Below are 17721 nucleotides of genomic sequence, written 5' to 3'. Positions count from 1 at the left end.
CTTCGTCACTACGACGAAGCCCCAACCCTCCTTAATTCACAACCTCAAATCTGTGCCATAGGTGCTGACGGCGGACACTGCGGGCCGAAGGCCGATCGGGCCTGCGGGACGCGGTAGTCGGTCGCGCGCGCAATGCCGCGCGCCGCCAGCAACTGTGGATTGGTGCGATAAGCCAGCGCGATCGCTTCCCCCAGCGTGTGGACGGGAACTGGGGCGGGGGCGGGGGGAGCCTCCTTTGGGATCCGGCGGTCATAGGGCAGGCCGGAGAGCGGCCCACCCTGGTCCGGCCGATAGTCGCGCGGACCGGCTGGCGCGCGCGTAGAGGCCACTGGCGTGACGGCGAGCGGCGCGGCCGCAGTCGAGCGCGGCTCGACAACGGGCAACTCCGCGGTTGCCGCGCGACTAGAGCCGGTCTGTGCCGCCAGCGGCGGCGGTTGCTGCGCCGCGGCCGGCACCGCGACCGCCCACGTCAGCCCGGCGAGCAGGCTCGCCCTGACCGTTACCCCCATCGTTCGTTTCCCCCTTTTCTATCACCTAGCCGTCACGGAAAGCGCGCGCGAATTGATCGCGTAGCGGCTTGGTTAGATAGCTCAGCATCGACCGGCTGTTCGTCTCGATGAAAATCTCTGCCGGCATCCCCGGGCGCAACTTGAGCTGCGGCCATCTCGCCAGGTCCCGCTGTTCGACTTCCAGCCGGACCGCATAATAGGCTTGGCGCATCTCGGGAACGGTCGTCCGCTCGGGCGCGACGAAGATCACGCGCCCGCCGATCTCGGGCGAGGCGGTGTTGCTGAAGGCAGTGAAGCGAATGCGTGCCTTCTGGCTGTTCTGCACCTGATCGATGTCCGCCGGGCTAACCATCGCCTCGACCAGGAGACGGTCGCGGTCAGGCACGATCTCCATGATCGTTTCCGCCGGCTTCACCACATCGCCGATGGTAGCGAAGGCGACCTTGTCGACGGTGCCCGAATAGGGCGCGCGGATCACCGACCGCTCGAACATATCAGTGGCGTTGACGCTGCGGATCTGTTCCTGGTTGAGCGTGCCGTTGATAGCGGCGAGCTGCGTGCCCGCCTCGCCGCGACGAGTGTCGCTCTGTTGCAGGATCTGCTCGTTCGCCTCGGTAATGCGCGCCTGAGCCTGGGCGATCTGTGCCTGGAGCGAGGCTATGTTGCCCTGCAGATCGACACTAGTCCGTTCGACCTGATTTAGGCGGCCAATCGTGACGAGGTTCTTTTCCCAAAGCTCGCGCACGCTTGCGCGCTCAGGCTCGATCAGCGCGGCCTGCTTCTGAAGGGCGTCGATCTGCGCCTCGTAGCCGGCGATCTGCTTGCGATACTGGGAGACGCGGGCGGCCAGTTGCGCCTTGATACCGCTCTGCTCGGACGTGCGGATACGGAAGAGCTTCTCCTCGTCAGTCATGGCCTTGCGCGCGCCGACGTCGGTAGCGGCACGGGCGCGCAATTCGGGCGGGAAGACGATGTTCGGACTGCCTAACCGCTCGGCCTCGAGCCGGGCGCGCTGCGCCATCAACTGATCGACAGTGAGCGATGAGAGTTGCGATTGCGTGCCGGTGACCTGATCGTCGAGGCGCATCAGGATGTCGCCCTTGGTGACCCGGTCGCCGTTCTGGACGTAGATCGCCGAGATTATGCCGCCAGTCGGGTGCGCGACACGCTTGATGCGCGATTCGACGCCGACCTGACCGCTCCCGACCACCGCACCGCCGATCGGCACAAATGCCATGGCAGAGCCGAAACCGAGGATCAGTATCGCCACCGCGATCAGCGACAGCCGCAGCCGCGAGCGGATCTTCGCATCGGGATCATAGTGCGCCAGGTCGGGCGTGGCGGCTCCTTCCAGAATAGCGGGAAGACGAGTGGCCATCTCTTTCAGGCCTCCTGGGCCGCAAGGGTGCCGTCGTGCGGCGGCGCGGCGCGCAGCGGCACCGGTTTGTTGGTGATCTTGGCAAGAATTTCGTCACGCGGCCCGAATGCCTCGATTCTTCCGTCGCGCATGAACGCAACATGGCTGACCTGCGACAATGCCGAGGGGCGATGGGCGATGAGGACCGCGATGCCACTGCGGTGTCGGATCGCCGCGACCGCCCGTTCGAGCGCTGCCTCGCCTGCGGCATCGAGGTTCGAGTTCGGCTCGTCCAGGAGGACGAAGAACGGCTCGCGATAGAGCGCGCGCGCCAGGCCGATCCGCTGCCGCTGTCCGGCGGACAGCTGCGAGCCATCGAAGCCGACGGGTGTATCGTATCCCTGTGGCAGGTTGACGATCATTTCGTGCACGCCGGCGGTTTCGGCGGCGCGGATCACCGCCGAGGAATCGGGCTCGGGATCGAAGCGGGAAATATTCTCCGCCACGGTGCCGTCGAGCAGTTCGACCGTCTGTGGCAGATAGCCAATGAACTCGCCGAGGGTGTCAGGATGCCACTGATCGAGGGTAGCGCTGTCCAGGCGAACGTTGCCCCGGATTGGCCGCCAGACACCGATCAGCGCCCGACCGAGCGAGGTCTTGCCCGCTGCCGACGGACCAACGATGCCGAGCGCCTCACCGGCGCGCAGGGTAAAATCGGCGTGGCTGACGGTCACGCGCTGCGTACCCGGGGGCGCGACGGCGAGCTGATGAACCGTCAGTTCCGACTTGGGCCGGGGCAACAGTGTCGAGACCGCCGATACGTCGGGCACCTTGGCCAGCATCTCGTTGATGCGCCGCCAACCGAGCCGTGCGGAGGCGAAGCCGCGCCAGTTGGCGATCGCCGCATCGACCGGCGCCAGCGCACGGCCCGACAGGATGGAGGATGCGAAAATCACGCCGCCGCTCGCCTTGCCGTCGATGACGAGCAGCGCACCCACTGTGAGAATCAGCGACTGGAGAAGCAGGCGAAAGATCTTGCTGATGCCGCCGAGCGTGCCGACCGTGCGGCTCAACTTGTCGTTGGCGGCCAGGAACAGACCGTTCACCGTCAGCCAGCGTTCGCGCATCCGATTGCGCATGCCGAGCGCGGTCAGCACTTCGGCATGGCGGACGTTGGATTCTGCCATGCCGCTGCGCACGGCGCCGATCTGCGATAGTTGGGCGATCGGCTCTCGCGTTCGACGATCGGTGATGATGGTAAGCGCGATGAGGATGATCGAGCCGAGCAGCGCGGTCACACCCAGCCAATAGTGCAGCAGGAACAGGATGCCGAGGAAAAACAAGATCCACGGCAGGTCGATCAGCGCTGCCGGCCCGCCGGAGGTCAGGAACGAGCGGATTTGGTCAAGGTCGCGCATTGGGATCAGCCCGTCGCCGAACTGCCTGCCGCCGTGCATCGCATTATCCGAAATGATCCGCTGGACTTCGGGCGCCAGTTCGCGATCGATGGCGCTGCCCACGTCTGCGAGGATGCGCGTGCGCATCGTATCGAACATGCCTTGGAATAGATAGACAACGCAGACCATCGCCAAAAGGCTGAACAGCGTCGGAAGACTGTGACTCGGCAGCACCGAATCATAGACCATCATCATGTAGATCGAGCCGCCGAGAAGCAGCACGTTCAGCACCGCGCTCAGTATTCCAACCGTTACGAATGCGGTCTTGTAACGGGCAACTGCCTCGCCAAGCCGCGATCGGCTCGGCCCCCCCGCGATCGACGCCATCTCAACTGATCCCACCCCGGCCGGATCATCCCCGCGGTTCGCGTTGACTGACTCGACAACAGCCTGGTTCGTATCACGCTGCGCCCCGCCTCTACCAGAGACTCATGGCGCCCCAAAACGGGTCAGGATGCAGCGCAGGCGTGTGGAACCATGGATGTTCCAGCAGGTAGGCCGGGTGCAGGTGAATAGGTCTGTCACGCCGACCGGAACGAAATGCTAGCCATCCAGCGGTAGTTCGCCCCGATCAAGGAAGAGAGGCGGCGGACGAGCACCTTCATGATCAAGCCCGTCGCGACCGGCCGCACATCGGCAGCATCCGCTTCAACTCCGGCGATACAGCGGCTGCCAAATCTGTTCGGCGCCGCGGCCGTTCCGGCCATTACGATTTCGCGATGTTCCGGGCGGACCAGGGCCGACGTTATGCGGCCGAAGTGAAAGTCTCACTTCTTCTTAAAGACTTCAACTTGCGAGGCGCGATCGATGGGACGCCCGGTTCACGTCCACGTCCTGCTAAAGAACCCTGCAGGCGCGTGCTTAGTAGTGGCTCAGTTAAATTGCAGACGCGCTTTTATGATCTGTTGAGGGCGACTGCCTGATACTACGGTAAGTGGGCAAGAGCACGGAAAATCGCCCGCCGGCCCAGCTGAGCGCATGATCGGAGGAAAGACATTCCGAGGTCGGATGCAGCTTTCAGACAGGGGCAGAAATCCGCCGCTGGTGACCCCTACGGGACTCGAACCCGTGTTTTCGCCGTGAGAGGGCGACGTCCTAGACCGCTAGACGAAGGGGCCGTGCGAAGCGGAAGCGCGCCTCTACGGGGGTGGCGCCGGGTCGTCAACCCGGCGCGGCACCTTATTCGATCAGGCCGCGACCTTGCGGCGCTCGGCCATCTCGGCGTTCAGCATTTCGGCCAGCAGGAACGCCAGTTCCAGGCTCTGGCTGGCGTTAAGGCGCGGGTCGCAATGCGTGTGATAGCGATCCGCCAGGCTCTGCTCGGTCACGTCCACGGCGCCGCCGGTGCATTCGGTGACGTTCTGGCCCGTCATCTCGGCATGGATGCCGCCCGCATGCGTGCCTTCGGCGCGGTGAATCGCGAAGAAGCCGCGCACTTCGGCGAGGATACGGTCAAACGGCCGCGTCTTGTAGCCATTGGCGGCCTTTACGACGTTGCCGTGCATCGGATCGCAGCTCCACACCACCGGGTGACCTTCGCGCGTGACGGCGCGCAGCAGCTTGGGGAAGGCGGCTTCGATCTTGTCATGGCCGTAGCGGGTGATCAGCGTGATGCGCCCGGGAACGCGGCCCGGATTGAGCGTGTCGAGCAGGCGCAGCAGCACGTCCGGCTCAAGGCTAGGGCCGCACTTCAGGCCGATCGGATTGCCGATGCCGCGCAGGAACTCGACATGCGCCGAACCCTCGAAGCGCGTGCGATCGCCGATCCACAGGAAGTGCGCAGACGTATCGTACCAGTCGCCGGTGAGCGAATCCTGCCGCGTCATCGCCTCTTCATAGGGGAGGAGGAGCGCTTCGTGGCTGGTGTAGAAGCTGGTCTGGGCGAGCTGCGGCACCGTTTCGGGATCGATCCCGCAGGCAGCCATGAAATCGAGCGCCTCGCCAATGCGATCGGCGGTTTCGGCGTACTTCTTCGCCCACGGGCTGCGGCCCATGAAGTCGTGCGTCCAGCGGTGCACCTGCGCGAGATTGGCATAGCCGCCCTGCGCGAAGGCGCGCAGCAGGTTCAGCGTCGCGGCGGACTGCGAATAGCCCTGCACCATGCGCTGCGGATCGGGAATGCGCGACGCGGCGGTGAAGCCGATGTCATTGACATTGTCACCGCGGTAGCTGGGCAGTTCGACACCGTCGATCGTCTCGGTCGGTGCCGAACGCGGCTTGGCGAACTGGCCCGCCATGCGGCCGAGCTTCACCACCGGCAGCTTCGAGGCGAAGGTGAGTACCACCGCCATTTGCAGGATGACGCGGAACGTGTCGCGAATGTTGTTCGGGTGGAACTCGGCAAAGCTCTCGGCGCAATCGCCGCCCTGCAGCAGGAACGCTTCGCCGGCCGCGACGCGGGCGAGATCGGTGGTAAGATTGCGCGCCTCGCCGGCAAAGACCAGCGGCGGGAAGCTGCGCAGCGTCTCGGTGGCTGCGTTCAGCGCAGCGGCGTCGGGATAGTCTGGCAGCTGGCGTGCCTCGTGCGACGTCCAGCTGTTCGGGGCCCAATTGGCGGCCATGATCAGTTCCTTTCGGCGCGCGGCCATGCGGGAAAACGGCGCGCCACGCAAACAAGCTAAGCTTTGGCGCTATAACACGCCGGGATAGCCGCCGCCATCGATGAGCAGGCTCTGGCCGGTGATGTAGCCGGCTTGGGCGGAGCAGAGGAAGGCGCAGGCGGCGCCGAATTCGGCCGGTTCGCCGAAGCGCCGCGCGGGGATCCGCTCCCGCCCGCGCGCCGCTGCCGTCTCCGCATCCACGCCTTGCGACTTCGCGGCAAAGGCCATTACGCCGTCGAGCCGGCGCGTCGCAAAAAGGCCGGGCAGGAGGAAGTTGATCGTGACGTTCGCGCTGGCGACTTCGCGCGCGACGCCCGCCAGGAAGCCGTGAAGCCCGATCCGCGCGCCGCTCGACAGGTCCAGGCCGAGCGTCACCGCCTTCACCGACGCGGAGGTGATGCACACGATCCGGCCGAAGCGGCGCTCGACCATGCCATCGATCACTTGCTGTACCAGGCGGATGGGCGTGACCATGTTGGCGTCGAGCCCGGCGTGGATCGCGTCCGCATCGAGATCGCGAAAACCGCGTGGCGGCGGGCCGCCGTTGTTGTTGACGAGGATGTCGGGCGTTCCCGCCGCGGCTATGAGTTCGCGTTGCACCCCGTCGTCAGCGATGTCGCCGGCGACGGCCTCCACCGTGGCACCGGTCTCGGCGCGGATCGCCGCCGCCGCCGCCTCCAGTGCTTCCCGGTCCCGGCCGTTCATGACGATCCGGCAGCCGGCGCGGGCAAGTTCAGTAGCGCAGGCGCGGCCAAGGCCGTGGCTGGAGGCGCAGACGATGGCGGTCCTGCCGGAAAGGCCGAGGTCCATGGCGATTCTCTCCCGTATGTTCGGGAGGTGATTAGGCGAGCTTGCGCTGCCGCGTCATCCCCGGGGTTCGCGGATAACGTGGCGGGGCGGAGCGATGGCTAGGCCCGCCGCGGGAGCCAGTTGCCATGGAAACCGGGCGGGATGCGGTGCGGGATGCGTACGCTTGCGAGGGGTTCGGCGCTGAAATCGCGCGCGTCGATGATGGCCAGGTCCGTCGTCTCATTCGGCAGATCGACGACGAGGCCGATCAGCCACCCTTCGTCTTCGCCAGCATCGGCGTGGGCGGGCACGAAGACGAACTCGCCGGGATGGCGGCCGGCGCCGAAATCATGCGTCTCGCGCGTGCCGGCGGCGAGATCATGCTTGTAGAGTGCGGTAGCGCCGACGAACTCGTCCGCCTCATCCGCCGGCAGCGCCATCGTATAGGCGTAGCGATAGGGCTGGCCGAAGCGCCGCTCGTCCGGGCGGGGAAATTCCTGCGGCGCCGGATCGAGCGTTCGGATCGTGACTTCCCGAGCCACGGGGTCGATCGTCCAGCGCTCCAATCCGCGATTGCGCCCGTTCGGGCCGCCGGTCGCATGATCGAACATCGTTTCATAGGCGCAGACGTCGAGCACCACTTTGCCGTCCGCATCGTCGAACGCATTGGCGACGTGGAAGACATAGGCGGCCGGTACCGGGCACCAGATGACGTCTGCGGCACGGCCGGCACGCGGCAGTAGGCCGATGCGGGCCTGATGAGCGGGGTTCCACTGATAGGGAAAACGGTGCCCGCCGATCAGCGCCTTCATCGAGAAGGTGACGGGCAGATCGAGGATGATCGCGTAGCGGCTGGTGATTGCGCAATCATGGATCGAGGGGCCGTTGGCGACGGCGATTGGCTCCTCCCGCACCACCTTGCCGTCAGCGGCGATCACGATGTGGCGGATCGCGCCGGGATCGGTCGCCTCATAAGCGATGGCGTGGTTCTCACCCGTCAGCGGATCGAGATGCGGGTGCGCGGTAAACGAGCCTTGCAGCGTATCGTCGAAGGGATTGTAGGTCTGTTCACCGAGTTCCTCGTCAAGCTCGACGGGATAGCTGCCGGCTTCGACCAGCGCCCAGGTGCGGCCGCCGATCTCGACCACGTTGGTGTTCACCGTATCGAAGCCGCCATGCCGCGGACCGGGAGCGGCAGGCTGCCCGAGTGCAGCGCCAACGCTGCGGGATCGGATCCAGCGATTGCGATACCACAAGGCCTTGCCGCCGCTGACGGCGACGCCGTGCACCATGCCGTCGCCGGTGAACCAATGGTAACCTGCAGGATCCGGATTCACCGGATTGGGGCCAATGCGAAGATAGCGCCCGTCGAGCGCCGCGGGAATCGTGCCGGTGACTGGCAGGTCGACGATCGTCAGCTCCTCCTTCATCGGGGCGTGGATCCCCTCGAGATATGGATGCGGCGCGGCCGTCATGCGGCGGCGATTGAAATCCGCCACGACACCGAGGCCCTTGCTGACGGCGGAACGGATCACGCTTTCCACGGAGTTTGCCACGCGAGTCTCTCCCGATGTTTATGGCGTGCACATATCAGCAATGTGTACGCCGTCAACATTGAGCTTGCGATTGGCCGCGCCGGGCCGCTAACGCAGGTGCATGGCGGCGCGGGCGTATCATCATGGCGATTTGCGGACGGCGCTGATCGACACCGGGCTTGCGGCGATCGAGCTTCGCGGGTCGGACGATCTGTCGCTTCGCGAGCTGGCGCGCGCCGTCGGCGTCAGCGCAACCGCCGTCTATCGCCACTTTCCGGACAAGAAGGCGCTGATGGCAGCGCTGGCTGAGGTTGGGCTGGAGCGGCTGGCAGAATCGCAGCGGCGTGCATCCGCCGCGGCGGGGGGCGGGGCGGCCGGGTTCAAGGCAACGGGGGCGGCCTATGTCCGCTTTGCGCTGGCGAACCCGGGGCTGTTCCGGCTGATCTTTGCAACGCCGCAGGCAAGCCCGGTGAGCATGGATGGCCCGGACGCGGCAATGTCGATGCTGCGGGCCAATGCCGCCGTGCTGGCGCCGCACGGAACCGACCCGGCAATATTCGCGCTGCAGAGCTGGTCGCTCGTCCACGGACTCGCCATGCTGCTGCTCGATCGGCAAGTGACGATCGACGATGCGGAGATCGACGCTGTGGTCGACCTGCACGTCATGCTTGCTGCTACTGGCCGGGAGACCTAAATCCACATCATGGCGCACCCTCATCATCATCACGAGCCGCAGGGAGCGGATCTGGCCCAGGCGGCGCAGGCGACGCTGGAGCGTGCCGGCGAACAATGGACGAGCATGCGGGCGACCGTGTTCAGCGCGCTTGCCGCGTTCGACAAGCCTGCCAGCGCCTATGACATCGCCGACGCGGTCTCGAAGTCGGAAGGGCGCCGGGTTGCCGCGAACAGCGTCTATCGTATCCTCGACCTGTTCGTCGGCGCGAACCTCGCCCGCAAGGTGGAGAGCGCGAATGCCTATGTCGCGAACGCGCATCCCGATTGCCTGCACGACTGCATTTTCCTGGTGTGCGACGGCTGTGGCCAGACGACCCACCTCGACGACGATCGCGTGACCGGCGGCGTGCGGAGCGCGGCGGAAGCGGCTGGTTTCAGCCCGGTTCGCCCCGTCATCGAAGTGCGTGGCCGGTGCGCCGTGTGCAGCGCCGCACAATAAATCAAAACGGGCCAAGTCGGTAGCATTCGACACGATCGGCATGCTGGAGTAAGCGCAGCAGGATGACCGATCTGCCTCAGACGCCGCTGCTCGACTCTGTTACGACACCGGCAGACCTCCGGAAGCTCGCGCCCGATCAGCTTCGTCAACTTGCCGACGAGCTGCGCACCGAGACGATCAGCGCCGTCGGCACGACGGGCGGACATCTGGGTTCCGGGCTGGGCGTGGTCGAGCTGACGACGGCGATCCATTATGTGTTCGATACGCCGCGGGACAGGCTGATCTGGGACGTCGGCCACCAGTGTTATCCGCACAAGATCCTGACCGGGCGGCGCGATCGTATCCGCACGCTGCGGCAGGGCGGGGGGCTCAGCGGCTTCACCAAACGGAGCGAGAGCGAGTACGATCCGTTCGGCGCGGCGCATAGTTCGACATCGATCTCCGCTGCGCTCGGTTTCGCGATCGCCAACAAGATCGCCGATCGCCCGGGCAAGGCGATCGCGGTGATCGGCGACGGCGCGATGTCTGCCGGCATGGCCTATGAGGCGATGAACAATGCCCAGGCGGCGGGCAACCGGCTGGTCGTGATCCTGAACGACAATGACATGTCGATCGCGCCGCCTGTTGGTGGCCTCTCGGCCTATCTGTCGCGCATCGTCTCGAGCCGCGAATTCCTGTCGGTGCGGGAGCTGATGAAGCGCGTCGCGCGCCGTTTGCCGCGTCCGATCCACAATGCCGCGCGCAAGACCGACGAATTCGCCCGCGGGATGACGATGGGTGGCACGCTCTTCGAAGAGCTCGGCTTTTACTACGTCGGGCCGATCGACGGGCATAATCTCGAACATCTGATCCCGGTACTCGAGAATGTGCGCGACGCGGAGGAAGGCCCGATCCTCGTCCATGTCGTGACGAAGAAGGGCAAGGGCTACGCCCCCGCGGAGGCTGCGTCCGACAAATATCACGGCGTGCAGAAGTTCGACGTGATCACGGGCGCGCAGGCCAAGGCCCCACCGGGGCCGCCCGCGTATCAGAACGTCTTCGGCGATGCGCTGGCCGACGAAGCGGATCGAGATCCGCGCATCTGCGCGATCACCGCGGCGATGCCTTCCGGCACCGGCATCGACCGCTTTGCCAAGCGGCATCCCGAACGTGCCTTCGACGTCGGCATCGCCGAACAGCATGCCGTCACCTTCGCGGCTGGCCTTGCCGCACAGGGCATGCGGCCGTTCTGCGCGATCTACTCCACCTTCCTCCAGCGCGCCTACGACCAGGTCGTCCATGACGTCGCGATCCAGAACCTGCCGGTCCGCTTCGCGATCGACCGCGCCGGGCTGGTCGGCGCAGACGGCGCCACGCACGCCGGTTCGTTCGACATCACCTATCTCGCCAGCCTGCCCAATTTCGTCGTGATGGCCGCGGCCGACGAGGCCGAACTCGTTCACATGACTCACACCTGCGTCGAGCATGATTCGGGCCCGATCGCGGTGCGCTACCCGCGCGGCAACGGGGTCGGCGTGCCGCTGCCCACGATCCCGGAGAAGCTGGATATCGGCAAGGGCCGTATCGTGCGCGAGGGCAAGACAGTGGCGATCCTGTCGCTCGGCACGCGCCTTGCGGAAGCATTGAAGGCGGCTGACCAGCTGGAGGCCAAGGGGCTGTCTACCACGGTCGCCGACCTCCGGTTCGCAAAGCCGCTCGACGAGGCGCTGATCCGCCGGCTGCTGACGACGCACCAGGTGGCGGTGACCATCGAAGAGGGCGCAATTGGCGGGCTCGGCGCACACGTGCTGACGATGGCGTCCGACGAGGGGCTGATCGACGGCGGGCTGAAGCTGCGCACGCTGCGCCTGCCGGACGTGTTCCAGGACCAGGACAAGCCGGAAGCGCAATATGCCGCTGCCGGGCTGGATGCGGAGGGGATCGTCGGCACGGTGCTGAAGGCACTGCGCTGGAACGAGACCGGGGCAGGGACTCTCGGCGCCCGCGCGTGAGCGGCTGGACCAAGGTTATCCTCGCCACCCTACTGATGGTGGTGGCGATCAGCGCGTTCAACGTCGCGCTGTGGCGACGCATGCGTGACGTGCGCCGGCTTGCCGAAATGCGCGCGCGGGAGGAAGAGGCGGGTAGCGCGGAACCCGACGCCCAGCCTTCTTCGACCGGAAGCTCTTCCTCACAACCCTGAGCTATCCGTCAGCGCTCAGGCCCGGGGAGACGATCCGGCCCGCTGATCCGATAATCGCCGCGCCAGGATCGCGCGCGCGTCACCCGGCGTGCGTACCTCGCCGTGCGGGCCGCCAGCCGCCTCGATCACGCGGCCGAGCAGTTCCTGTCCCTCCGGCCACCAGCCAAGGCCGCTTGCGGCGTTGATATGGCCCGCGGCGCCGGCATCGATGAAGTGGCTGCCCCAGTCGACTGCGAGGCTGTGCGCCGCATCCAGATCGATCCAGGGATCGTCGGTGCTGGCGACCAGGATCGAGGGGAAGGGCAGCGGCGCCCGCGGCGCGGGCGCGAAGGTGGAGAGCTCGGCGGGGATCGTCGCGCGATCGACGTCGCATGGCGCGACCAGCAGCGCGCCGGCCACGGGCCAGCCATAAGGCTGCGGGCTCAGCGAGGCCCACCAGGCGATGGCAAGGCAGCCCAGCGAATGGCCGACGAGGATGACGGGCGCCTGCGCCTGCGCGATCGTCTGGTCGAGCTTCGTCACCCAGGCGTTGCGATGCGGCGTATCCCACATGCCCAGGTCCACCCGGCGGGTATCCAGCCGGCTTTGTTCCCACAATGTTTGCCAGTGCGCGGGGCCGGAATTGCCAAGTCCAGGCACGGTCAGGACGGTTGGGCTGAACCGCAGGTCGGACGAATAATGGCCCATGTCGGTGCTCCTTTCGGCCGGCGAGGCCGCGTTACCGGTGCTCTAGGGGGACCCCCGGCAGCGCGACCTCACCAACCCTTCTATAATCCACTAAATCCATGGGCAATGACTCTGTTCCTCTGCGTAGTCGGATTGCCCATGGGTTGCGACGAACCGATTTCACCCCGATAGAGCGGCCATGGCGAAGACCCGTGCGGACCAGTTGCTCGTCGATCGCGGGCTCGCCGAATCGCGAACGCGCGCCCAGGCGCTGATCATGGCGGGCCTCGTGTTCCTTGGTGATCGCAAGATCGAGAAGCCGGGGCAGGCAGTGGCGGACGATGCCGTGCTGGACGTGCGCGGGCGCGATCATCCCTGGGTGTCGCGCGGCGGGATCAAGCTGGCGCACGGCCTCGATCATTTCGGCTGGGACGTGACGGGCGCGGTCGCGATCGATGTCGGATCGTCCACCGGCGGCTTTACCGACGTGCTGCTGAGCCGCGGGGCGGCGCGCGTCTATGCGGTCGACAGCGGCACGAACCAGCTCGCCTGGAAGCTGCGCCAGGATCCGCGCGTGATCGTGCATGAACAGACCAGCGCGCGAACTCTGACCGAGGCGCATATTCCCGAGCCGGTCGACCTCATCGTATGCGACGCCAGCTTCATCGGGATCGCGAAGGTGCTGGATGTGCCGCTGGGCTTCGCCAAGCCCGCTGCGCGGGTGATGACGCTGGTGAAGCCGCAGTTCGAGGCGGGGCGCGAGGAAGTAGGCAAGGGCGGGGTGGTGCGCGATCCCGAGGTGCGCCAGCGTGTCTGCGACGAAGTGGCGGCCTGGTTTACCGAGAAAGGCTGGCAGGTGGTTGGCGTTGCCGAAAGCCCGATCACCGGCCCGGAAGGCAACGTGGAATATCTGCTGGCGGCGGTGCGCGGCTGAACCCTGTCCAGTAATGAGGCAGTTGGCGCGCTGGCGGCGGTTTACGCCCGGCGGCGCGCATGATTAGGCCGGGGAAACGATCGCGGAGGGTACGTGGGGGGCATCGCGTCAAAAGAGCAGCTGCGGATGTCGTTCGCGCGCTGGGCGATCGTATGCGTGCCGCTGATCGTGCTGCTCGGCTTCCTGTCCGGCCGGCTGGTCCCCTCGGGTGAGGAGAATGCCTGGTATCAGGCGCTGTCGAAGCCGGCGCTGACGCCGCCCGGCTGGGTTTTCCCGGTCGCCTGGACGACATTGTACATCCTGCTTGGCCTGGCGCTGGCAACGATCCTCAATGCTCGGGGCGCGCGCCGGCGGGGCGTGGCCGTCGGGCTGTTCGCGCTGCAATTCGCGCTGAATCTTGCCTGGACGCCGCTGTTCTTCGGCGCGCACATGGTGGGCTTGGCGCTGGGGGTGATCCTGACGATCCTGCTCCTCTCGATCGTCACCACCTTCTCCTTTGCCGCCATCCGGCGGTCCGCGGCGTGGCTGATGGTGCCCTATATGGTGTGGCTGAGCTTCGCCGCCGGGCTCAATTGGCAGTTCGGCCGGCTCAATCCCGATGCACAAAGCCTTGTGCCGGGCGCGCGAACCTACCAAGTCATCGGCTGACTATTCTCTTCCGAAAGGCTTGGCGCATGCAGTCCGAAAATCGGCTGTTCGAAGATCTGGTGAAGCTCGTGAACGGGGCCGCGGGCACCGTTGCGGGGGTGGGGCGTGAGGCGCAGTCGAGTGCGCGCGAGCGGGCGCGCGAATGGATTGGCGGGCTCGATTTCGTCAGCCGCGAGGAATTCGAGGTGGTGAAGGCGATGGCCGTCGCCGCGCGCGACGAGGCCGATGCGCTGCGCGCGCGGCTCGACGCGCTCGAGGCCAAGCAGCAGGGCTGATCCCCCTCATTTGCTGATCTTCCGGCAGGCGGTGCTTTGCATCGCCGCCGCAACTCGTGCGATAAGGCACTGATGCTCGACGAAGCCGACCGCGATAACGAACCCGAAGCACCGCTTGATATGCTGGAAAGCTACTTCTCCGCCCATGGCTGGTCGTACGACCGCCAGGACGAGGAGATCAGCGCCACGGTGAAGGGCAGCTGGACCGAATATGAGCTTCGCGCGCTGTGGCGGGAGGAGGACGCGGTGCTGCAGTTCCTCGCCTTCCCGGACGTGAAGGTAGCTGAGCATTCGCGCCCTGCGATCTATGAGGCGATCGGGCTGGCGAACGAGCAATTGTGGCTCGGCCATTTCGAGCTTTGGTCGTCCAGCGGCATCCTGCTGTATCGGCACGCCGCGGTGATCGGGCAGGACGACGGGGACGAGCCGACGCTGACGCTGGATGCAGCGCAACTGCTGATCGAGACCGCGATCGAGGAGTGCGAGCGCTTCTATCCTGTGTTTCAGTTCGTCCTTTGGGGCGGCAAGACGCCGCGTGACGCCATCGCGGCTGCGCTGATCGAAACGCAGGGCGAGGCCTGAACCATATGTCATTGCCAAGTTCGCTGTGGCTGGTCGGCTGTGGGAACATGGGCGGCGCGATGCTGCGCGGCTGGATCGATGCCGGCCTGTCGCCGCAGGCGGTGACGGTAATCGATCCGGGCCGCCCGACGGTCCCGGAAGGCGTGACGGTGCTGGAAGCGTCTCCGAGCGGCACAGCGCCCCAAGTGATCGTGCTGGCGGTGAAGCCGCAACTGCTCGACGCCGTCGCACCCTCGATCGCGACGGTGCGCCCAGCACTGCTGCTGTCGATCCTTGCCGGTGTGCAAGAGGCGACGCTCGCCGCCAAGATCCAGGCCGACGCGATCGTGCGTGCCATGCCAAACCTGCCGGTGGCGATTGGCCGCGGGGTGACGGCGCTGCACAGCGTCACGGCGGACGCGGCGGTGCGCGACACGGCGCATGCATTGGTGGCGCCGCTCGGAAAGGTCGAATGGATCGCCGACGAGGCAAGCTTCGATGCCGTGACGGCGCTGTCTGGTTGTGGTCCGGGGTTCGTGTTCCGCTTCATCGATGCGCTGGCCAAGGCCGGCGCCGCGCTTGGTCTGCCCGAAGATCAGGCGGCGCGCCTGGCGCTCGCGACGGTGGAGGGATCGGCCGCGATGGCCGCGCAGGCCAGTGAAGCGCCCGCGGTGCTGGCTGATCGCGTGGCAAGCCCGGGCGGATCGACGCGCGAAGGGCTCAACGTGCTCGATCGCGATGAAGCGCTGAACAAGCTGCTCGCCGCGACGCTGCGGGCAAGCTGCGATCGCAACGCCGAACTGGCGGCAGCCGCGCGCGCTGAACGCCGGCGTTGCTATTTGTATCGTTAGCCGCGCAGCGCGGCGACGCGGTCGCGCTCAGCCGACGGGATCAGTCCTTCTAGCACCGCCCAGAAGCCGCTGACGGCGCTTTGCCCGGCTTCCGAATAGGCGGCCGCAAAGCGCTCGCGAAGCGCGTCGTACAGCTCGGCCTCGAATGCCGCCCCGGACTCCGTCAGGCGCAGTAGCCGCTGGCGCCGATCCCGCTCGCCCGCGCGCGCCTCGACATAGCCGCGCTCGGTCAGTTCGCCGAGCACGCGGCCGAGCGATTGCTTGGTGATGCTCAGCAGGCCCAGCAGATCGGATACCGCCATGTCCGGCTTGCGTGCGATGAAGTAGAGCGCGCGATGATGGGCCCGGCCAAGTCCTCGCCGCGCGAGCCCTTCGTCGATCGATCGGGTGACGTGAGAGTTGCCGAAGTAAAGCAGCTCGATTCCGCGGCGAATCTCGGGTTCGCGCAAGAACAGCGGGGATGCGGAGGACGTCGTGGCAGCCATGTTGACCCGCCTTGCCATCGGGCCTACCCGACCGCAACCGCCAACCTTGGCCTTTTACGCTTCGCAGGAGCCTTCTGCCGTGTCTTTCGCGTTCGAGCCCCACCCCGCGCCGATCCCCGCCAGCGAGCGTGCGGAGCGGATTGCGGATCCCGGGTTCGGCCGCGTCTTCACCGATCACATGGCGATCATCAGGTGGAGCGAGGAACAGGGCTGGCACGATGCGAAGATCACTGAGCGCACCACGCTGACGGTCGATCCCGCCACCGCCGTCTTGCATTATGCGCAGGAAATCTTCGAGGGCCTGAAGGCCTATCGCCACGCCGACGGCAGCATGGCGCTGTTCCGCCCCGAAGCAAACGCACGTCGCTTCCGCGATTCGGCGCGGCGCATGGCGATGCCCGAACTGCCGGACGCGTTGTTCATCGGCTCGATCGAGGAACTGGTGAAAGCGGATGCCGACTGGTTCCCCGCGGTGGAGGGCGGATCGCTTTACCTGCGCCCGTTCATGATCGCGAGTGAGGTGTTCCTGGGCGTGAAGCCGGCGGGCGAATATCTCTACATGGTGCTCGCCTCGGCTGCCGGTTCATATTGGAAGGGCGGTGTGCGGCCGATCTCCTTGTGGGTCAGCCATGATTATACGCGCGCGGCCCCCGGCGGGACGGGCGCTGCCAAGTGTGGCGGCAATTACGCCACCAGCCTCGTTGCGCAGTCCGAAGCGATCCGTCGCGGCTGCGACCAGGTGGTGTTCCTCGACGCGGCCGAGCGCCGCTGGATCGAGGAGCTGGGCGGCATGAACATCTTTTTCGTGTTCGACGACGGATCGATCCAGACGCCGCCGCTGACCGGCACGATCCTGCCCGGCATCACGCGCGATTCGATCCTAACGATCGCGCGCGACGCGGGCCTGACGGTGCGCGAGGAGCTATATTCCATCGATCAGTGGCGCGCCGACGCGGCGAGCGGCCGGCTGACGGAAAGCTTCGCCTGCGGCACCGCCGCGGTGGTGACGCCGATCGGCTCGGTTGCCGGGCCGGATTATGCCTTCACCATCGGCACCGGCGGCACGGGCCAGACGACGCAGCGCTTCCTCGATCAGCTGAGCGCGATGCAGCGCGGCTTTGCGCCAGACCCGCACGATTGGATTCACCCGATCGCCTGACGCAATCAGGCAATTGCACTTCGCGCCGCCAGGTTATAGGGCCGCGCGTCTGTTGGGGCGTCGCCAAGCGGTAAGGCACCGGTTTTTGGTACCGGCATTCGCAGGTTCGAATCCTGCCGCCCCAGCCAGGTCACAGATAAGTCACCGATCTTAGTGGCTGACACCAGTTCAGTGAGGGCAAGTGCATGCGCTTGCACCATGTGACTGGCGGGGAAGATGAACGCTCTGGGCCGCGCCTCAGCATGTTCTCGGTGTAGACACAGAGAAGGGTGGGCGAAAACCCAAGGCGATGTTTAGCCGTTACCTGCCCGCACCGAGTGTACCCGCTTCGCTAAGCAGAACGCGCACTGGCAGCCGCTAGCAGGTCCTCGCTGCTCGGGAGATCAACTGTCACCCGGCACTGACATGCAGGCCTTTCCGTTCCCGGAATGCTAACGTATACGGCACGTTCGCGACAACCGACATATCGTCGTCGAGGCTGCAGACGAGGGATTGCGGGAGCTGCAATCGCATCTGAGCTGAATTGACGCGGCGACACG

At 66.1% G+C, this 17721-nt stretch carries 19 protein-coding genes and 2 tRNA genes; 11 read left to right on the top strand and 10 right to left on the bottom strand.

Annotation, left to right across the window (positions count from 1 at the left end):
* Nucleotides 1-44: 44 nt before the first annotated feature.
* From ACH0CP_RS16620 to ACH0CP_RS16585, 8 genes are all read right to left on the bottom strand, one after another.
* The gene (locus ACH0CP_RS16620) at nt 45-509 is read right to left on the bottom strand and encodes a hypothetical protein (RefSeq protein ID WP_406889746.1); all 465 of its coding nucleotides are present in this window, start codon (nt 507-509) and stop codon (nt 45-47) included.
* Nucleotides 510-534: 25 nt separating this feature from the next.
* Complete coding sequence (locus tag ACH0CP_RS16615) at nt 535-1887, bottom strand: HlyD family type I secretion periplasmic adaptor subunit (RefSeq protein ID WP_406889748.1); 1353 nt, start codon at nt 1885-1887, stop codon at nt 535-537.
* A 5-nt stretch (nt 1888-1892) separates the two neighbouring features.
* Entirely contained in the window at nt 1893-3650 is a 1758-nt protein-coding gene (locus ACH0CP_RS16610) for a type I secretion system permease/ATPase (RefSeq protein ID WP_406889749.1), read from the bottom strand.
* 194 nt (nt 3651-3844) lie between these two features.
* Nucleotides 3845-4030 carry a hypothetical protein gene (locus tag ACH0CP_RS16605; RefSeq protein WP_294443428.1) on the bottom strand — a complete coding sequence of 62 codons (186 nt, stop codon included), beginning with the start codon at nt 4028-4030 and terminating at the stop codon, nt 3845-3847.
* 335 nt (nt 4031-4365) lie between these two features.
* A tRNA-Glu gene (locus ACH0CP_RS16600) sits at nt 4366-4441 on the bottom strand.
* 69 nt (nt 4442-4510) lie between these two features.
* The gene (locus ACH0CP_RS16595) at nt 4511-5884 is read right to left on the bottom strand and encodes a class II 3-deoxy-7-phosphoheptulonate synthase (RefSeq protein WP_294442538.1); all 1374 of its coding nucleotides are present in this window, start codon (nt 5882-5884) and stop codon (nt 4511-4513) included.
* Between the two features lie 69 nt (nt 5885-5953).
* Nucleotides 5954-6733: an SDR family oxidoreductase gene (locus tag ACH0CP_RS16590; protein WP_406889751.1), complete on the bottom strand. Its 780-nt coding sequence runs from the start codon at nt 6731-6733 to the stop codon at nt 5954-5956.
* 98 nt (nt 6734-6831) lie between these two features.
* Nucleotides 6832-8268 carry a carotenoid oxygenase family protein gene (locus ACH0CP_RS16585; protein ID WP_406889753.1) on the bottom strand — a complete coding sequence of 479 codons (1437 nt, stop codon included), beginning with the start codon at nt 8266-8268 and terminating at the stop codon, nt 6832-6834.
* Nucleotides 8269-8368: 100 nt separating this feature from the next.
* Here ACH0CP_RS16585 and ACH0CP_RS16580 point away from each other — a divergent pair, with 100 nt between their 5' ends.
* From ACH0CP_RS16580 to ACH0CP_RS16565, 4 genes are all read left to right on the top strand, one after another.
* Entirely contained in the window at nt 8369-8941 is a 573-nt protein-coding gene (locus ACH0CP_RS16580; protein ID WP_406889755.1) for a TetR/AcrR family transcriptional regulator, read from the top strand.
* A gap of 9 nt (nt 8942-8950) precedes the next feature.
* Nucleotides 8951-9421 (top strand): Fur family transcriptional regulator, encoded by a 471-nt coding sequence (locus ACH0CP_RS16575; RefSeq protein ID WP_294442533.1) that lies wholly within the window; start codon nt 8951-8953, stop codon nt 9419-9421.
* A 62-nt stretch (nt 9422-9483) separates the two neighbouring features.
* Nucleotides 9484-11412, top strand: coding sequence for a 1-deoxy-D-xylulose-5-phosphate synthase (gene dxs, locus ACH0CP_RS16570; RefSeq protein WP_406889757.1), 1929 nt, complete (start codon nt 9484-9486; stop codon nt 11410-11412).
* The gene (locus ACH0CP_RS16565) at nt 11409-11603 is read left to right on the top strand and encodes a hypothetical protein (RefSeq protein ID WP_294442531.1); all 195 of its coding nucleotides are present in this window, start codon (nt 11409-11411) and stop codon (nt 11601-11603) included. Before dxs ends, ACH0CP_RS16565 begins: the two co-directional genes overlap by 4 nt.
* Before the next feature lie 15 nt (nt 11604-11618).
* Here ACH0CP_RS16565 and ACH0CP_RS16560 read toward each other — a convergent pair whose 3' ends face one another.
* The gene (locus ACH0CP_RS16560) at nt 11619-12290 is read right to left on the bottom strand and encodes an alpha/beta hydrolase (protein WP_294442530.1); all 672 of its coding nucleotides are present in this window, start codon (nt 12288-12290) and stop codon (nt 11619-11621) included.
* Nucleotides 12291-12468: 178 nt separating this feature from the next.
* Between ACH0CP_RS16560 and ACH0CP_RS16555 the strand changes: the two genes are divergently transcribed.
* The 5 genes from ACH0CP_RS16555 (at nt 12469) to proC (ending at nt 15538) form a co-directional block, all read left to right on the top strand.
* Entirely contained in the window at nt 12469-13203 is a 735-nt protein-coding gene (locus tag ACH0CP_RS16555) for a TlyA family RNA methyltransferase (protein ID WP_406889759.1), read from the top strand.
* Between the two features lie 126 nt (nt 13204-13329).
* Entirely contained in the window at nt 13330-13851 is a 522-nt protein-coding gene (locus ACH0CP_RS16550) for a TspO/MBR family protein (protein ID WP_294442528.1), read from the top strand.
* Between the two features lie 26 nt (nt 13852-13877).
* Complete coding sequence (locus ACH0CP_RS16545) at nt 13878-14126, top strand: accessory factor UbiK family protein (protein WP_294442527.1); 249 nt, start codon at nt 13878-13880, stop codon at nt 14124-14126.
* Between the two features lie 72 nt (nt 14127-14198).
* Nucleotides 14199-14708, top strand: a complete 510-nt coding sequence (locus ACH0CP_RS16540; protein ID WP_406889761.1) for a YbjN domain-containing protein — start codon at nt 14199-14201, stop codon at nt 14706-14708.
* 5 nt (nt 14709-14713) lie between these two features.
* Nucleotides 14714-15538: a pyrroline-5-carboxylate reductase gene (proC, locus tag ACH0CP_RS16535; protein ID WP_406889763.1), complete on the top strand. Its 825-nt coding sequence runs from the start codon at nt 14714-14716 to the stop codon at nt 15536-15538.
* On the opposite strand, the gene ACH0CP_RS16530 is transcribed toward proC, so the two are convergent.
* Nucleotides 15535-16023 carry a MarR family winged helix-turn-helix transcriptional regulator gene (locus ACH0CP_RS16530; RefSeq protein WP_406889765.1) on the bottom strand — a complete coding sequence of 163 codons (489 nt, stop codon included), beginning with the start codon at nt 16021-16023 and terminating at the stop codon, nt 15535-15537. The two genes, proC and ACH0CP_RS16530, sit on opposite strands and share 4 nt — an antisense overlap.
* On the opposite strand from ACH0CP_RS16530, the gene ACH0CP_RS16525 reads away from it, so the two are divergent.
* Both ACH0CP_RS16525 and ACH0CP_RS16520 read left to right on the top strand, forming a co-directional pair.
* Nucleotides 16022-17182: a branched-chain amino acid aminotransferase gene (locus tag ACH0CP_RS16525; RefSeq protein ID WP_406889816.1), complete on the top strand. Its 1161-nt coding sequence runs from the start codon at nt 16022-16024 to the stop codon at nt 17180-17182. The two genes, ACH0CP_RS16530 and ACH0CP_RS16525, sit on opposite strands and share 2 nt — an antisense overlap.
* A gap of 53 nt (nt 17183-17235) precedes the next feature.
* Nucleotides 17236-17310 (top strand) — tRNA-Gln (locus tag ACH0CP_RS16520).
* Nucleotides 17311-17721: the final 411 nt, after the last annotated feature.

Origin of the sequence: Sphingomonas sp. 179-I 2A4 NHS, from assembly GCF_045369135.1 — a bacterium.
In the GTDB taxonomy this organism is placed as follows: domain Bacteria; phylum Pseudomonadota; class Alphaproteobacteria; order Sphingomonadales; family Sphingomonadaceae; genus Sphingomonas.
The sequence above is the reverse complement of the archived record's forward strand: the minus strand, read 5'-3'. Positions and strand labels throughout refer to the sequence as shown.

Bases quoted from the DNA above. Each gene is read 5' to 3' on its own strand.
- ACH0CP_RS16550 (WP_294442528.1), top strand. From the start codon at position 13,330: ATGTCGTTCGCGCGCTGGGCGATCGTATGCGTGCCGCTGATCGTGCTG.
- proC (WP_406889763.1), top strand. From the start codon at position 14,714: ATGTCATTGCCAAGTTCGCTGTGGCTGGTCGGCTGTGGGAACATGGGC.
- ACH0CP_RS16620 (WP_406889746.1), bottom strand. From the start codon at position 509: ATGGGGGTAACGGTCAGGGCGAGCCTGCTCGCCGGGCTGACGTGGGCG.
- ACH0CP_RS16525 (WP_406889816.1), top strand. From the start codon at position 16,022: ATGTTGACCCGCCTTGCCATCGGGCCTACCCGACCGCAACCGCCAACC.
- ACH0CP_RS16560 (WP_294442530.1), bottom strand. From the start codon at position 12,290: ATGGGCCATTATTCGTCCGACCTGCGGTTCAGCCCAACCGTCCTGACC.
- ACH0CP_RS16540 (WP_406889761.1), top strand. From the start codon at position 14,199: ATGCTCGACGAAGCCGACCGCGATAACGAACCCGAAGCACCGCTTGAT.
- ACH0CP_RS16580 (WP_406889755.1), top strand. From the start codon at position 8,369: ATGGCGGCGCGGGCGTATCATCATGGCGATTTGCGGACGGCGCTGATC.
- ACH0CP_RS16555 (WP_406889759.1), top strand. From the start codon at position 12,469: ATGGCGAAGACCCGTGCGGACCAGTTGCTCGTCGATCGCGGGCTCGCC.
- ACH0CP_RS16610 (WP_406889749.1), bottom strand. From the start codon at position 3,650: ATGGCGTCGATCGCGGGGGGGCCGAGCCGATCGCGGCTTGGCGAGGCA.
- ACH0CP_RS16575 (WP_294442533.1), top strand. From the start codon at position 8,951: ATGGCGCACCCTCATCATCATCACGAGCCGCAGGGAGCGGATCTGGCC.
- ACH0CP_RS16530 (WP_406889765.1), bottom strand. From the start codon at position 16,023: ATGGCTGCCACGACGTCCTCCGCATCCCCGCTGTTCTTGCGCGAACCC.
- dxs (WP_406889757.1), top strand. From the start codon at position 9,484: ATGACCGATCTGCCTCAGACGCCGCTGCTCGACTCTGTTACGACACCG.
- ACH0CP_RS16605 (WP_294443428.1), bottom strand. From the start codon at position 4,030: ATGGCCGGAACGGCCGCGGCGCCGAACAGATTTGGCAGCCGCTGTATC.
- ACH0CP_RS16545 (WP_294442527.1), top strand. From the start codon at position 13,878: ATGCAGTCCGAAAATCGGCTGTTCGAAGATCTGGTGAAGCTCGTGAAC.
- ACH0CP_RS16615 (WP_406889748.1), bottom strand. From the start codon at position 1,887: ATGGCCACTCGTCTTCCCGCTATTCTGGAAGGAGCCGCCACGCCCGAC.
- ACH0CP_RS16595 (WP_294442538.1), bottom strand. From the start codon at position 5,884: ATGGCCGCCAATTGGGCCCCGAACAGCTGGACGTCGCACGAGGCACGC.
- ACH0CP_RS16590 (WP_406889751.1), bottom strand. From the start codon at position 6,733: ATGGACCTCGGCCTTTCCGGCAGGACCGCCATCGTCTGCGCCTCCAGC.